Origin of the sequence: Natrinema sp. DC36, assembly GCF_020405225.1 — an archaeon.
Taxonomy (GTDB): domain Archaea; phylum Halobacteriota; class Halobacteria; order Halobacteriales; family Natrialbaceae; genus Natrinema.
The window spans coordinates 3,439,162-3,453,655 of record NZ_CP084472.1 but is presented as its reverse complement, the minus strand read 5'-3'; the positions used below and the strand labels follow the sequence as shown (position 1 = coordinate 3,453,655).

At 64.2% G+C, this 14,494-nt stretch carries 13 protein-coding genes; 6 read left to right on the top strand and 7 right to left on the bottom strand.

Going from position 1 to position 14,494, the window contains the following annotated elements; genetic code table 11:
- The first annotated feature begins 60 nt into the window (after positions 1 to 60).
- Complete coding sequence (locus tag LDH74_RS17675; protein WP_226040002.1) at positions 61 to 366, top strand: L-rhamnose mutarotase; 306 nt, start codon at positions 61 to 63, stop codon at positions 364 to 366.
- A gap of 517 nt (positions 367 to 883) precedes the next feature.
- On the opposite strand, the gene LDH74_RS17670 is transcribed toward LDH74_RS17675, so the two are convergent.
- Positions 884 to 1,813 carry a dihydrodipicolinate synthase family protein gene (locus tag LDH74_RS17670; protein WP_226040001.1) on the bottom strand — a complete coding sequence of 310 codons (930 nt, stop codon included), beginning with the start codon at positions 1,811 to 1,813 and terminating at the stop codon, positions 884 to 886.
- A gap of 158 nt (positions 1,814 to 1,971) precedes the next feature.
- Here LDH74_RS17670 and LDH74_RS17665 point away from each other — a divergent pair, with 158 nt between their 5' ends.
- The 3 genes from LDH74_RS17665 (at position 1,972) to LDH74_RS17655 (ending at position 4,623) form a co-directional block, all read left to right on the top strand.
- Complete coding sequence (locus LDH74_RS17665; RefSeq protein ID WP_226040000.1) at positions 1,972 to 3,048, top strand: glycoside hydrolase family 88 protein; 1,077 nt, start codon at positions 1,972 to 1,974, stop codon at positions 3,046 to 3,048.
- A gap of 100 nt (positions 3,049 to 3,148) precedes the next feature.
- Positions 3,149 to 3,991, top strand: a complete 843-nt coding sequence (locus LDH74_RS17660) for an NAD(P)-dependent oxidoreductase (RefSeq protein ID WP_226039999.1) — start codon at positions 3,149 to 3,151, stop codon at positions 3,989 to 3,991.
- Between the two features lie 209 nt (positions 3,992 to 4,200).
- Positions 4,201 to 4,623, top strand: a complete 423-nt coding sequence (locus tag LDH74_RS17655; RefSeq protein ID WP_226039998.1) for a heme-binding protein — start codon at positions 4,201 to 4,203, stop codon at positions 4,621 to 4,623.
- A gap of 996 nt (positions 4,624 to 5,619) precedes the next feature.
- Here LDH74_RS17655 and LDH74_RS17650 read toward each other — a convergent pair.
- The 3 genes from LDH74_RS17650 to thiE form a co-directional block, all read right to left on the bottom strand.
- On the bottom strand, positions 5,620 to 5,892 hold the full coding sequence (locus tag LDH74_RS17650; protein ID WP_226039997.1) for a hypothetical protein: 273 nt from the start codon (positions 5,890 to 5,892) through the stop codon (positions 5,620 to 5,622).
- A 106-nt stretch (positions 5,893 to 5,998) separates the two neighbouring features.
- The gene (gene thiM, locus LDH74_RS17645; RefSeq protein ID WP_226039996.1) at positions 5,999 to 6,829 is read right to left on the bottom strand and encodes a hydroxyethylthiazole kinase; all 831 of its coding nucleotides are present in this window, start codon (positions 6,827 to 6,829) and stop codon (positions 5,999 to 6,001) included.
- Entirely contained in the window at positions 6,826 to 7,491 is a 666-nt protein-coding gene (gene thiE / locus LDH74_RS17640; RefSeq protein WP_226039995.1) for a thiamine phosphate synthase, read from the bottom strand. Before thiE ends, thiM begins: the two co-directional genes overlap by 4 nt.
- A 127-nt stretch (positions 7,492 to 7,618) precedes the next feature.
- On the opposite strand from thiE, the gene LDH74_RS17635 reads away from it, so the two are divergent.
- On the top strand, positions 7,619 to 8,308 hold the full coding sequence (locus LDH74_RS17635; protein WP_226039994.1) for a haloacid dehalogenase type II: 690 nt from the start codon (positions 7,619 to 7,621) through the stop codon (positions 8,306 to 8,308).
- A 53-nt stretch (positions 8,309 to 8,361) separates the two neighbouring features.
- On the opposite strand, the gene LDH74_RS17630 is transcribed toward LDH74_RS17635, so the two are convergent.
- Positions 8,362 to 8,967, bottom strand: coding sequence for a GNAT family N-acetyltransferase (locus tag LDH74_RS17630; protein ID WP_226039993.1), 606 nt, complete (start codon positions 8,965 to 8,967; stop codon positions 8,362 to 8,364).
- A 408-nt stretch (positions 8,968 to 9,375) separates the two neighbouring features.
- On the opposite strand from LDH74_RS17630, the gene LDH74_RS17625 reads away from it, so the two are divergent.
- Positions 9,376 to 10,335, top strand: a complete 960-nt coding sequence (locus tag LDH74_RS17625; RefSeq protein WP_226039992.1) for an AEC family transporter — start codon at positions 9,376 to 9,378, stop codon at positions 10,333 to 10,335.
- A 541-nt stretch (positions 10,336 to 10,876) separates the two neighbouring features.
- On the opposite strand, the gene LDH74_RS17620 is transcribed toward LDH74_RS17625, so the two are convergent.
- Both LDH74_RS17620 and LDH74_RS17615 read right to left on the bottom strand, forming a co-directional pair.
- Positions 10,877 to 12,499 carry a Coenzyme F420 hydrogenase/dehydrogenase, beta subunit C-terminal domain gene (locus LDH74_RS17620; RefSeq protein WP_226039991.1) on the bottom strand — a complete coding sequence of 541 codons (1,623 nt, stop codon included), beginning with the start codon at positions 12,497 to 12,499 and terminating at the stop codon, positions 10,877 to 10,879.
- The gene (locus LDH74_RS17615) at positions 12,489 to 14,189 is read right to left on the bottom strand and encodes a ferredoxin--nitrite reductase (RefSeq protein WP_226039990.1); all 1,701 of its coding nucleotides are present in this window, start codon (positions 14,187 to 14,189) and stop codon (positions 12,489 to 12,491) included. The genes LDH74_RS17620 and LDH74_RS17615 overlap by 11 nt, the downstream gene beginning before the upstream one ends.
- Positions 14,190 to 14,494 lie beyond the last annotated feature (305 nt).

Here is a 14,494-nt window from a genome sequence, read left to right as displayed (position 1 = left end):
GGACGCCCGATCGAGAGACGGGGGAATAGCTATAGGGGAGCCGTTCGATGCGACACTCGTATGGCACGCATTGCGTTCCACCTCGAAATAGCGGACGGACAGCGCGAAGCGTATCGCGAGGCCCACGAGAACGTTCCACAGTGGCTCGAGGACGCCTACCTCGAGTCCGACGCCGGGCTCGAGACCTACAGCGTCTTCGAATCCGACGGGCACGTTTTCGGGTTCCTGGAACTCGAGGACCCGGATGCGATCCAAGAAGTAATGGACGAGAGCGACGCGCAGGCCCGCTGGGCCGAGGAGATGGAGGGGATCACCGTCGACGACGACTCGGATCAGTGGATGGACGAAGTGTACCGGATGATCTAACGGGGCCGTCGGCGTTCGCCGACTCGAGTCAGCAGGTCGTGGACCGGGTTTTGCGTTCGTTCGATACGGCAGCGGCGGCGCTATCGCACTGGTGGTCCAGTCCGTTTCGACGACGAATCGTGCCAGAGAATCGCGCATTCTGTCCGGCATCACCGGATGATGGGTAGAATGCAACGAAACGGGCCGCTCTCCACTGAAATCGTCCGTTTTGACGGATGCTATACAGAGTATCGACTCAAATTACATCCATAGGAATGTAACTCTGGGGGAGGAACCAATCGGTGGTCGTGTCCTGCTGTCCGGTTCGGCCGGACGCTGGTTCGTCGCTCCCTGCAGAATCGAACCGGACGCGCATCTGAGAGTCGACGTTCGTCCACCTCGGACACCGAAAAACGGGCTTCCGACGATGACGGACGACTGCGGAGAGCGAGGGTGCTACGACGTGGTCGGTCGTGCGGCGAGACGGACGGTTCGAAAAAATCGCGTCGGGAAAACGGACGGCAGCCGCGGCCCGGTCTCAGAGAAGACGGTCGAGATCGGACTGGAGTTCCTCGTAGAGCGTTTCGGCCCGCTGCTGGTCGGCCGCCGACAGACCGACGATCGGCTCGCGGACGGCGCCGCCGTTGTAGCCCGCGAGCTCGAGCCCGTACTTGACGGCCGGGACGCTGATCGCGTCCGCGAGCGTATTGTCCTCGCCCGTTCCGTTACGGAACTGCTGGTACGGGACGGCCGCGTTCTGAAGGGCTCGAGCGCGCACCCAGTCTTCGTCGCGTAACGCCGTTAGCAACGCCTGCCCGAGACGCGGTTCGAAGTTCGTCACGCCGGCGGTGAACCCCTCGACCCCCTGGACCCAGAACGACAGCGCGTGCGGTTCGGCCATGCCGTCTACCCAGACGACGTCGTCGTCGCCGGCCGCGACCGCCTGCCCGAGCTTGACCGCGTCCGGGATGGCGTACTTGATTCCGGCCACGCCCTCGATCTCGGTCAGCGACGCGAGGAACGACACGGACGGCTCGAAGCCGCGGACGTACGGGACGATGCCGACCTCGGCCGCGTTCGCGAGGGCCTCGTAGTACTCGAGGAGCCCCCGTTCGTGGACGTAGGTGTGGTCCGGCGGCATGATCATCATCGCGTCGACGCCGATCTCGTCGTAGGCGGCGATGAGGTCGCGTGCGGTCTTCGTACTCCCGCCGACCCCGGCGAGGACGCACGCGTCGTCGGGCAGCGCCGACACACTGGTCTCGGTGACGTCGATACGCTCCTGATGGGACAGCGAGTGATACTCGCTGATGTTCGCACACGCGAGGAACGTACTGAGCCCGTCGCTCGAGAGTGCCTCGGCGTTTGCGGTCAGTTTCTCGTGGTCGATTTCGCCATCGTCGTCGAACGGTGTCAACAGTCCGGCAGCGACGCTTCGCAGTCCGTCCTGTAGCTTCTCGGACGCCATAGATCCGAGATCGGATAGCTGAGTGATAAACGTATCGTCATTCGATCTCTCGCTGCGATTCGGTGTCGGGTAGCCGGACGATCGGTGCCGAGTATCGCCGCGTTCGTCCCGTCAGCAAGATTTATCAGCGATCCCGCGGAGAGTTAGCTATCGTCACTATGACGCAGTCCCTCGACGAGGCGATCGCAGCCGTCGCATCGTATACGATCGATACGGACATGGAAAACGAGGTCTGGCAGAAAGGTGTCGCGATAAACGGGCTACTCGCCACCGACCGCGACGACTGTCTCGAGGCAGCACGGGCGCTCGTCGATCGTTCGGTCGAGACCCAGGACAGCAACGGCCAGCTCTCCTACGGGCCGAGCTATCCGATCGAGGTCTTTCAACACGGTAAGGAGTACGACGCTCACTGGGAGATCGACGAGCGGAAGGCGATGAACACGAACAACACGACCTCGATCGGCCACGGCGTCCTCGAGTTCTATCGACGGACCGGCGACGAACGCTACCTCGAGGCCGCCCGCGGCGAGTACGAGAACCTCCAGTCGGTCGAGCGGACCGAAGACGGCGGTATCCCCCATCACGTCCCGGAGCTGTCCGGCGTGAAGGGGCTGTGGATCGACTCGGTCTACATGATGTGTCCGTTCTTCGCCCGGTACGGGGCGGCCGCAGACGAGCCCGAGGCCGTCGACGAGGCCGCCAGACAACTCATCGTTCACGCGAAACACCTCCAGGATCCGCACACGGGACTGTTCCGACACATCTGGCACGAACAGCCGAACAGCTACCCCCAGAGCACCTTCTGGGCCCGCGGCAACGGCTGGATACAGGCGGCGATCGTCGACGTTCTCGAGTTCCTCCCCGACGACCATCCCGATCGCGAGGAACTCGTCGAAATCTTCCGGGACGTCGCCTCGGCGGTCGTGGAGCGACAGGACGACAGCGGTATGTGGTACAACATCGTCGACGATCCCCACACCCCCCTCGAGAGTTCGGGGACGCTCATGTACACCTACGCGTTCGAGCGCGCCCTGGAGCTGGGCATCATCGAAGACGAGAAGTACGAGCGGGCGGCGCGGGACGCGATGGACGTCGCGATCGGTCTCGTCGACGACGAGGGGGCCGTCCGCCGCGTCGCCGGGCCGCCGGGCGGTCCTGGCGCACCGCTGACGTCGACGTCGTACGGACAGGGCTTTTTCCTGCTGGCCGCGTCGCAGTTTACTGACGGTCAGTAACGTCGACCAGTCACTGGACTTCCTCGGAGACCACGGTCGCGGCCCCGGATCCGGGTGCGTGATCCGAACTATTATATCACACGCGGCAGACCCAACACCTGTGAACGTCCTACTGACTGGTGCGTACGGACGGTGTGGAACCGCCATCATCGACCACCTTCACGACGACCCCGACTACGACTTCACCTATCTCGACCGGAACGATCCGGACGACGGGGACGAATACGGGGAGTACGAAACCGTCGTCGGCGACGTCGCCGATGCGACCGCCGTTCGGAGCGCGGCCGCCGATCAAGACGCGATGATCCACCTCGCGGGCTATCCCTTCACCGACGGCACGTGGAACGACGTCCACCAGCCCAACGTCATCGGGGTACTAAACGCCCTCGAGGCCGCACGGACTGCGGAACTCGAGACGGTCGTGTTCGCCTCCTCGAATCACGTGATGGGCATGTACGAGTCCGAGAACGCCCCCGAACTCTACTTCGGATCCGAGGCACCCTTCCAGCTCTCCCACGAGGATCCGGTCCGACCGGACTCGTACTACGGCGTTTCGAAGAGTTTCGGCGAAGACCTCTGTCGGTACTACGTCGAGAACTACGAGTACCCGAAACGAGCCCACGCGATCCGGATCTGTAGCGTGCGGATGCCCGAGTACGACCATCCCTACGGTGACGCCGAACACGACGTCGACGACGGCGAATGCGAACGCGGAAGCGACCAGTACGAACAGCAGGTCGCACGGATGAAAGCCATGTGGCAGTCCCGCCGGGACTTCGCGCACATGATGGATTGCTGTCTCCAAACCGACGACCCCGGCTTCGAAATCTTCAGCGGCGTCAGCGATAACGATCGCCGCTGGTACAGCATCGAAAACGCCCGGGAGACGATCGACTACGAGCCCCAGGACAACGGCGAGACGTGGGACTCCCCGCCGGCGTAATGCGGCGCGGTCCGTGCGACCAGCATCGATCGACATCGATGACATCCCATCACCCCGCCCGCTCGAGACCCGTCGATAAACCGTCCCGCGAGTCCTGTCCTCGGTGAGTGACGTGGTCGGACCACGACGAGTATCCGACTGGTCCGCGCCCGCGCTACGTTCGCCGAGCCGAAGCTGATTTATACGTGGGCCGACCTCTTTCGGGTGAAATGCAGTCCCACCACTCGGTTTCGTTAGACGAATCGAAAGAGATCCTGGACGCTGCCGAAGCCAAGGCGAACGAACTCGGCGTCCCGATGAACCTCGCCGTAACGAACCACGAGGGAAACCTCCTCGCGTTTCGCCGACAGGACGGCGCGAAGCTCGTCGCGGCGAGTATCGCGCGTGACAAGGCCTACACCGCGGCGGCCGTAAAGAAGCCGACGGAGGACCTGAAGGAGGGATCCGAACCGGGCGGCGACGTATACGGGCTCCAGTCGACGGACGACAATCGCGTCGTCACGTTCGGCGGCGGCATCCCGATCGAGTACGACGGGGAGGTCGTCGGCGCGGTCGGTGCCAGCGGCGGTGACGTTTCGGAAGACGTCGCGATCGCCGGTGCGGGGGCCGAAGCGTTCACGCCGTCGGAATGACCGACCGTCCTCGCAGTCGTTGAAACGTAACCGGAACCACCGGCCGTCTCGAGGTACCGACCGATATGTCGCTCGGACGAGACCCCGCTCGAAAGCGGACGGACTCCGTCGGATCGGTTGTGCCGCGGGAGCAACGAGTCGACGGGTAGTGATCTCGTGCAACCGACGAAGCGGGCGTCGGTCCAGTCACCGCGCTCCGCAAAACGTCAGGCGACCGCCAGCGGGGAGCAGTTCGGCGGACTGCAATGCTTGTCCGAGCCCTGATCCGACGGCGGTACGGAACGCCGTCTCGCTCGACCGAGACGCGTCCGACACCCTCACGTCGCACCGCGGTCGAAATGGTTTTTAAATTATTTTTCCAAATGATACGCGCCATAGTATTGTACTGTATGATCAAATTATTCGATTCCGCCCGACCGACTCGCGCTGCTCGAGCAACGAAAACGATACGCCGTATTTCCGGGAAGAGAGAGAGGGTTTTAGCCAGATATCTCTCGATAGAGCCGAACGATCTGGAGGCGGACCGCGAGAAGAGTCGAGTAGCTGTCAGCAAGAATATGTCCCGCAAAAACGGTGTTTTTGAGCCATTCACGCAGGATTTCTCAGTCATACGGGAACGGAATCCGGCGGTCTACTGGTCAACCGGGACTCGATCCGACATCGATAGAATTCCACAATATACACAATATAGAGTTGCGGATAGAATGGTAATTTATCGGATGATTTTGTGAATATCTGACTCGAGCAATAGGCACTCGTCCGGACGCGAGACGGCCGACCCACTGGTTCGGCTGCCTCGCAACGCTGCAACGTGGGACGCCAATCGGGACATGTCTCGACTCCGCCGCCGGTATGGGAACGCGACGATGGATCCATCGAAGCCGCGGGCTCGTGGCGACGGTGCCCAAAAGGGGCGTCGAGACCGTCGCGGTCGGAGCACGGCGACGGAGCGTGGAAAACGGGACGCCGGTTCTCGAAAACGACTCTCTTCGAGCCTTAGACGCCCTCGAGGTCCGACCGGAACTCGGAGATGGACGCGAGCGCGTCCTCGAGATTCGACGCGACGTCGCCGCCCTCGTCGTCGGCGATTTCGTTCAGAATGTGTTCGTGGCGCGCGAGCTGCCCGTGATCCGGGCCGTGATCGGCCGTCGCGTAGTCCTCGAATTTCGCCGCCTGCGTCCGGAGTCGGTCCTGTGCCTCATCGTTAGCTGTCGCGTCGGCAGCCTCTTCGATCGATTCGGCCGCGCGTTGGAGTTCGTCTCGAGCCATACGCTTCTGTTTACCAGCGGGTACTAAAACGGTTTCAATACAATCTGACTATCGGAACGGTGACCGGCGGAGACCGGCCGGGCCAGCGCACCCGCTCGAACGTACTTCAGCGCACCTGCTCGAGTCGGTCCTCGAGGGAGAGAGCCGCGACGGTATCGCCCGTCACGTCAGCGACGGCGTCGCGGAAGTTCGTCCGATAGCTGCCCGGGCCCGCGTACCCCATCTCGGCCGCGCGTTCGCCGGCGAGACCGAACGCGAGCGTGCCGTGGACGGCGGCTTCGCGGGCATCCTCCAACGCGCCACAGAAGGTCGCGACGGTCACGCCGAGCATACAGCCGGTGCCGACGACCTCGCCGAGCATCTCGTCGCCGGCGGTGAGTCGGACCGCACCGTCGGCATCCGCGACGACGTCGTCGACGCCCGAGGCGACGACGGTGGCACCGGTCGACTCGGCGAGAGAGCCGGCCGTCCGCTCGATCTCCTCGTAGTCGCCGACGGATTCGACGCCCTTGACCTCGGCCTCGACGCCCGCAAGCGCACTGATTTCGCCGTAGTTACCGTTGATCACGGTGAAATCGATCTCCGAGAGCAGGCTCTCGGCGACCGCCTCTCTCGAGGGCGTCGAGCCGACGCCAACGGGATCGAGGACGACCGGGATGCCCCGTTCGTTCGCCTTCTTCCCGGCCTCGTGCATCGCCTCGACGCGGCCGTCGGGCACCTGGCCGGTGTTGATCAGGACCGCGCGCGCGAGGTCGGCCATCTCGCCGGCGTCGCCGAACGAGTCGGCCATCACCGGGAGCCCGCCCCAGTGGAGGGTTACGTTCGCGACGTCGTTGATCGTCACCGTGTTGGTCAGCGACTGGACGAGCGGTTCCGTCTCTCGGACCGTTCGAACCGATTCCGCGAGGTCGCCGGCGTCGATATCGGTTACGCTCATTCCCCTCGTCCTCCGGTATCGATCGCCTTCGGCGTTTCGGCGGCGGCTGCCAGCGACTCGGTCGCGGCAGCCGGATCCGGAGCCGCCGTAATCGCGCTGATCACGGCCACGCCGGCCGCGCCCGCGTCGACGACCGACCGAGCGTTGTCGGCCGTAATGCCGCCGATCCCGACGATCGGGATCGAGACCGCGTCGGCGATCGCGGCGATTCGCTCCGGACCGACTCCGTCCTTGTCCGCGTCGACATCCTTCGAGGAAGTCCCGTAAACGGCCCCGACGCCGAGGTAGTCCGCCCCATCGGCGTCCGCCTCCCGCGCCTCCGCGACCGTCGACGCCGAACAACCGACGATCGCATCCGAACCGAGCAGGTCGCGGGCGACCCCGACCGGAAGGTCCGACTGGCCGACGTGGACGCCGTCGGCGTCGATCGCTCGCGCGATGTCGACGCGATCGTTGACGATCAGGTCGACGCCCGCCTCGGCCGTCAGTTCACGCAGTTCGAGCCCCAGTTCGTACCGCGAGCGGGCGCTCGTCTCTTTCTCGCGCAGCTGGACGGCGTCGACGCCGCCGTCGACGGCTGCGCGAACGATATCGGGCGTCGTCCGGTCGCCCGACAGCGACGCCTGCGTGACGAGGTAAGTCCGCCAATTCGAGGGATTCACGGGGGATATTAGTCGGTGTTCGCACTAAGCGGCTTCGGTCGGGGAGCCATCTCGAACCACCCCTTGACCGATTCAGTGGCGGAACGAACGGTCCACGTTCTTTGCGCTCCGCGACGTAGGGGCCGTCATGACGTTCGATCCCGACCGCGTTACGACGGTCACGTTCGACTCGTACAGTACGCTCGTCGACGTCGACGCGACCGCGGCTGCCCTCGCGGAGCACGCGGAGATCGACGATCCGACCCCTATTTCACAGACCTGGCGGGAGCGCTCGATGCAGTACACGCTCGTCGCGACCCACCTCGAGGCCTACGAGACGTTCTACGAGATCAACCGTGACGCGCTGGCCTACGCCCTCGCGGCCCACGGGATCGATCACTCCGCCGACGAGCGCGAGGAAATCCTCGAGGTCTACCACGAACTCGAGGTCTTCGAGGACGTCCGGGAGAGCGTCGAGCGATTACACGAGTCCGGCTACGACACGTACGTCCTCTCGAACGGCGATCCGGCGATGCTCGAATCGATGGTCGACCACGCCGGAATCGACGACCTCCTCGTCGATACCATCAGCGCGGACGAACTCGAGACGTTCAAACCCGACCCGGATCTCTACCGCCACGCCGCCGGACGGACGGGGACGCCGATCGACGAACTCGTCCACGTTTCGGCGCTCTGGTTCGACGTGCAGGGCGCGATCCACGCGGGAATGCAAGGCGCCTGGCTCGACCGGAAAGGGACCCCGTGGGAGCCCTTCGGCGCGGAGCCGGACCTGATCACCGAGGGGCTCGGGGAGCTAGCGGACCGACTGGGCTGTTGATCGGTTGGGGCGGCTGAATCGGGTCGGATGGTTGAATCGAGGGGTGACTGGAATCAGGACAGCTCGAGCGCGTCCTCGCCCGACCGCACGAGTGACGCCCAGTCGTCGTCCTCGCGAACCGCCGGAAACGAGCGCGGTCGCTCGGGCGTCGCGGATTTCTCGGCGAGCGGCCGCCGCCACCAGGCCACGTCCTGCCACTCGTCCTGCGTGTAACCGATTCCCGGAAAGTCGACCAGTCGCTCGAATCCCAGCCGCTCGTGGAACCGCTCCGTTTCGGGATTGGGAACCGTCGTCACGGCGTAGGCGTCGCGGATCCCCTGTCGCTCGAGGACGGTGAACAGCGACCCGTACAGCGCCCGGCCGACGCCCGTTTGGCGGGCCGAGTCGGCGACGTAGACCGAGAGTTCGACCGTCCACTGGTAAGCCCGACGCTTCCGGAGTCGGCTCGCATAGGCGTAGCCGACGACCGCGCCGTCGACCTCGCAAACGAGCCAGGGATACGTCTCGAGGGTGGATTCGATCCGATCGGTTATCTCGGCCACCGACGGGGCGGTCTCTTCGAAGGTGACCGCCGTCGACTCGCAGAAGGGTGCGTAGATATCGCGGACGGCAGCCGCATCCGCCGGGGTTGCAACGCGAATCAGCGCGTCGGATACCATGGTCGTGGTTACCGCGTCCCCGAAATAAGTCCGCTGAAGCGACTCGAGCGCCTCGTTGTGTTCGGACTACACACCAGTACTCGCGTTTGACCGCCGGTCACGACTCTCGGATGAATACGCAGCGCTGGTCGGTAGAAACTGTCTCGAGAACGCGTCCTCCCGTCGTATCTTCATCTTGTGACCAGAAGTACTTAAACGACGAGTAGGGGCCGATGGCCAAGCCGCTGTCCTCGAGGAGCGGGAGCACCATCTCTTCCGATTATTTGTGGATGGACGCGGTCACCGTCGCGGAATCGCAACTCCCATATCGGGCGCAGGGAGTATCTGGCTGCGAATGCAACACGCGACTGTTGCCCGGCCGCTGGGTCCCTCGAGTCGCCAGCCCACTGCGAGGTCGAGCGCCGACTGATGGCCGATCTCCTCGGTATCTTCGGCTCCGCGATCGGCCCGATCGTCGCTATCGCGGCCGTCGGCTACGTGCTGGCGACCGTCAAGGAGATCGATCCGGAGCCGCTGAACACGGCCGTCGTCTACGTGCTGGCACCTGCTCTGGTCTTCCACAGCCTCGCCGTCACCGAACTCGAGGCGGCGACGCTGCTGCGAGTCACGGTCGGGATCGGTCTCTTCACCGCGACGATGTGGGGGATCGCCGAGGTCGCCGGTCGCGCCATCGGTGAGGAAGAGCCGGCGTTGAGCGCGCTCGTGCTCGTCGCTATTTTCTGTAACTCGGGGAACCTCGGCATCCCCGTCTCCGACTTCGCGTTCGGCGAGGTCGGCCGCCAGACGGCCGTCCTCTTCCTCTCGGTCCAGTCCGTGCTGATGTACACCGTCGGCGTCTACGTCGCCTCCCGGAGCAGCGGTTCCGCCGGCCTCGAGGGCGTTCGCCGCGTGTTCTACATCCCGCTGGCCTACGCCGTTATCGCGGCACTGCTCGCGCGAGCGTTGGATATCGTCCCGCCCGCCGACACGGCGGCGATGGAGACGCTCCAGCTCGTCGGCGACGCCTCGATCCCGCTCATGCTTCTCATTCTGGGCGTTCAGCTCGCGAGAGCCGATACCGCATCCGCAGTCTCTCGAGCCTGGCCCGCGACGGCCCTCAAGATGGGGATTGCACCGCTCGTCGGGCTCGGCGTCGCGCTCCTCATCGGCTTCGAGAACCCGACCGTCGCGCGCGTGTTCGTACTCGAGACCGCGATGCCGGCCGCCGTGACGCCGCTGATACTCGTCATCGAGTTCGCCGGCAGCGCCCGCTCGGAGGGCGTACTCGTCACCGAATACGTCTCGACGTGCGTGTTCCTGACGACGCTGCTTGCTATCCCGGTTCTCACCGTCCTGATCGCGATACTGCAGTCCGGTGTGATACTCTGAGAGAACCACTCAGCGCTCGTCGCTGGCTCCGGCCCGGAGGGAGACGCTCGCACCACGCCGGATGGTATGTGAGGAATTGAAGGAACGGAAGGGGGTACACTCGCGGGGCCGCCGTACACCGTCGATGCACCGCAACGGGGCCGCGTTGCATCTGGGAGCTCATTCACGCTATGCGACCGCGCGAGTGTGTTAATATCTAGCACGATATGGCATAAATAAGTTAGCCCGAAACGGTAGCGGCCCGAAGATCTCGAGTGATAGTAATGTGGGTATCGTTCGCATTCATAGGTCGGCCCAAAGCCTATGGAAAAACTCCACGCACGTTCGAGTGATCTGCGTCCGGCATCTACTACTGGCCCGGAGGCGGATCGAGCCGATACGCCGTTGCCGAATCCGTTACGGGACGAACGGACAGCGAACCGGGGCTTCCCACCCCTTTTCACGAGTCGGTTTCGGACGAGATGTACGAGCAGCGACCGTCTCGAGAAAGCGATAGAGAACGAACGCGACGGCAGAGAACAGCGGCTGGAGACGACGTGAGTCAGTGACCCTGGTCGTGGGGGTTGAGCGCCGTGCCGTAGTTCTCGGCGTGATCGGTGTACTCGATGAACCGCGGGGCGTCGGGGTCGAAGGGACGCTCGAGGCTCTCGAAGGCCTTCTTCTTGTCCCAGCCCTGGAGCTTGCCGACCGCGGACTTGTCCTCGAGGTCGTGGTAGTCCAGGTTCGGCTCGGTGAGCTCCCACGCCTTCATCCCCTGCTCGGTGCGGACGATGACGCTCGAGTACTCGTCGCTCGAGCCGACGGAGCCGACGGTGATGTCCGAACAGAAGCCGGTGAAGTCGGCACACTCGTCGCAGCCCTTGAGGGCGGCGTCGTGGAAGTTCTCGATGTCCTCCTCGACGATCATCTCGCCCTCGTGGTCGTAGACCATCATCTTGCCGTTGAGGACGTCCATCTTGCCGATCTCGGACGGCGAGATGCCCCGTTGCTCCTCCAGCTGCTCGCCCATGAGGCTGTGGTAGTTGAAGTTCTTCGTACACATCAGCGCGATCGTGTAGTCGACCGCGCGGATGCCCTCGTTCTGGGCCTGGTAGTCCCACTCGAAGTCCTGCAGGGCGCGAATGCCCTCGATCTCACACGGCGTGCCGACGATCGCGATGCTGAGGTCGTCCCAGGACTTGTCGGGAAGCTTGTGCTCCCACTGATCGAGGTCGAGATTGCCCAGCGCCATCGTCTGATTGTAGACGGTGCCGGCGTTCTCGATGAGCTCCTCGGTCGTCGTCGCGAGGTAGCTCTCGGCCTTCCACTCTTCTTCTTCGCTCTCGGTGGCGACGAGCGCGCCATCGATCTCGCCCTCCTCGAGCAGCGTCGCGAGGATACCGGTGACGACGCCGCCGTCCTGGGCCTGATCGGTCCAGTCGTCCTCGACCTTCGCGGAGAACTCCGTGATCGGGTCGCCCGCGCCCTTGACGTTATCGTCGCCGCCGGTGATCTTCCACTGGCGCTCGTAGCGCAGGCCGCCGCGGGGGCAGAAGTCCCAACACAACGAACAGCCGGTACACATCTTGACCAGTTCCGGATGGCCGTCGTCGCCGATCCCGATCGAGTCCGATGGGCAGGCGGCGACGCAGGTTCCACACTGGATACAGCGGCCCTCGTCGATGACGGCCTCGTCCAGTTCCATGAACCAGGTCTTTTCGTCCGGCGTCTCGATGTCGTTCATCCGCGAGCGGATCGAGTACTCCGGGGTCTCGAGGTCGACGCCCTCGGGAATCCCGACGCGCGCGTCGGGCGAGCCGTTGTCGACGTCCTGACTGACGTTCTCGGCCGGCTCGGTGAACTCGAGGTCGCCGAGTTCGCCCATCTCGTCGACGTTGGCGACGCCCGCACCGTCAGTCGCGACGGGCGGCGTCTCGGACTCGGTATCGGCGTCGGCACCGGTCTTCTCGCCGCAGGTGCAGGTGTTCGGAGAACAGCTCTCGCCACTCGCGTTGTCGGCACCACTACCGCCATCGGTGCGAATCGCGCCCTCTCGAGCGTGATCCGTGTTCTCTCGGGAACGGGACGCGCCGCCGTCGGCTTCAGGGACCATGACGGCGTCGTCATCGTCACTCGAGTCGGGAACGTGTGGGAATCGGTGCTCGTCTCCCTCGTCAGTCCCCATGGGCAACACCTCGTGCAACCGGCGCGTCCGCCCCTTGCATGATCGTCCGGAGCTGCTCGTTGTCGACGCCGCGACACCACTCGTAGAACTTCTCGCCGTCGGCGCGATCCGCGGAGTAGGCCTCGAACAGCTGCTCGAGGGCCGGAATCACGGAGTCGGCGGGCACGGCGCTCTCGACCCAATCCAGGAACTCGTTGTCGGCTCCCAGCGAGCCGCCGAGTCCGAAGTCCATCCCTTCGACGATGTTGTCGCCCTCGGCGTTGGTACTGTTCTCGTCCTCGAGTTTGACCGTCTCGCCGCGGAAGCCGATGTCTGCGATCTGGGGCTGGGCGCACGAGGCGGAACAGCCGGACATGTGCATCCGGATGGCCTCGATGTCGTCGGGAACGTCGATACGCTCGTCGAGTTCGCGGGCCCAGCGCTTGGTGCGCTTTTTCGTCTCGATGATGGCGTAGTTACAGAACTCGTTACCCGTACAGCCGACTGCTCCGCGGGAGAACGGCCCCGGATCGGGGCTGTACTCCTGTGCGAACGGCTCCGCGAGCAGGTCGTCGACGTTCTCGTCGGGGATGTGCGTGACGAGGAAGTTCTGGTCGGTCGCGAGGCGCACGGAGGCGTCCTCGGTCCCGTACTTTTCAGCGGCGCGGGCGGCAGCGGCGAACTCGTCGCCGCCCATCCGGCCGGCGATGACGTTGAAGCCGACGTAGTTGAGCCCGTCCTGTTTCTGGTCGTGGACCCCGACGTGGTCGCCCTGATAGCCGACGGTCAGGTTCTGGCCACCGGTCGGCAGGTCGATCGTACAGCGGTCTCGGACGGCCTCCTCGAACTTCTCGGGACCGAGCTGTTCGACGAGGTATCGCATGCGGCAGACGCCGCGGTTGTTCCGGTCGCCGATCTCCTTGAACGTCTGGGCGACGGCGCGGCAGAACTCGACGGCGTCTTCGGGCTCGATGAAGACGTCGAGTTCGGATCCCATCCGGGGACCGTCGGAGAGGCCGCCGCCGACGCGCGCGTGGAAGCCGTAGAGGTGTTCGCCGTCGATCTCCTTCTTCGCGGGGACGAGGCCGACGTCGTTGATCTGGGACTGCGCGCAGTCGTGGGCGCAGCCGGTGATCGTGATCTTGAACTTCCGCGGGAGGTTGGCGTACTCGCGGTTCTCGGTGAAGAAGTCCGAAACGGCATCGATGACCGGCTGTGCGTTGAAGCACTCGTGATCGTCGAGTCCGGCCGCGGGACACCCGAGAACGTTCCGGGCGGAGTCACCGCAGCCCTGAACCGTCGTCAGGCCGACCTCGTCGTAGCGGTCCCACATCTCGGGGACATCCTCGACGCGGATCCAGTGTTTCTGGATGTCTTGACGGGTCGTGATGTCGAGATAGGCATCTCCCCAGAGTTCGTTCTGCTCCTCGCCGCCGTACTCCTCGGGGGCGACCGCGAGGTCCTCGGTGACCTCGCCGATCACTTCGGCCTGCTCGGGCGTGAGCTTCCCGCCCGGCACTTTCGTCCGGATCATGAAGTAGCCCTCCTGCTTCTGGGCGTACATACCGGCCCACTTCAGGCGCTCCCACTCGCCGCCGCCGGCGCGCTCCTCGATCTCCTCGAAGGAAAGCTCCTCGTCGGCGTAGTCGTAGACATCGTCGATAACGTCGAGCGGGTGTTTGTTCTGTTTGTATTGTTCTGTTGTATTCACGCGAACCACCGCCGCCGAGGGGTCTCGGCAGCTACTCGACCTTGCATACTATCGTGAAGGACCATTGGGTAGCGGGTAATAACACCCCACACCTATACACCCCCGCAACTCGGCGAATCATGACGTGGGTCGGCCACTCCAGTAAATATTGCCTCAACGTGCGGCGACGAACGATCGGATCAGTCGAGGACGGACAGCCAACAGTTCGATACGAACCGACTCGAGCCGATACCGGCGACGGCCCCGCCAACAATAGCGGCGATTATATCCGGTAACGTGTGATCATGGCGTCGGTCCGGTTCGAT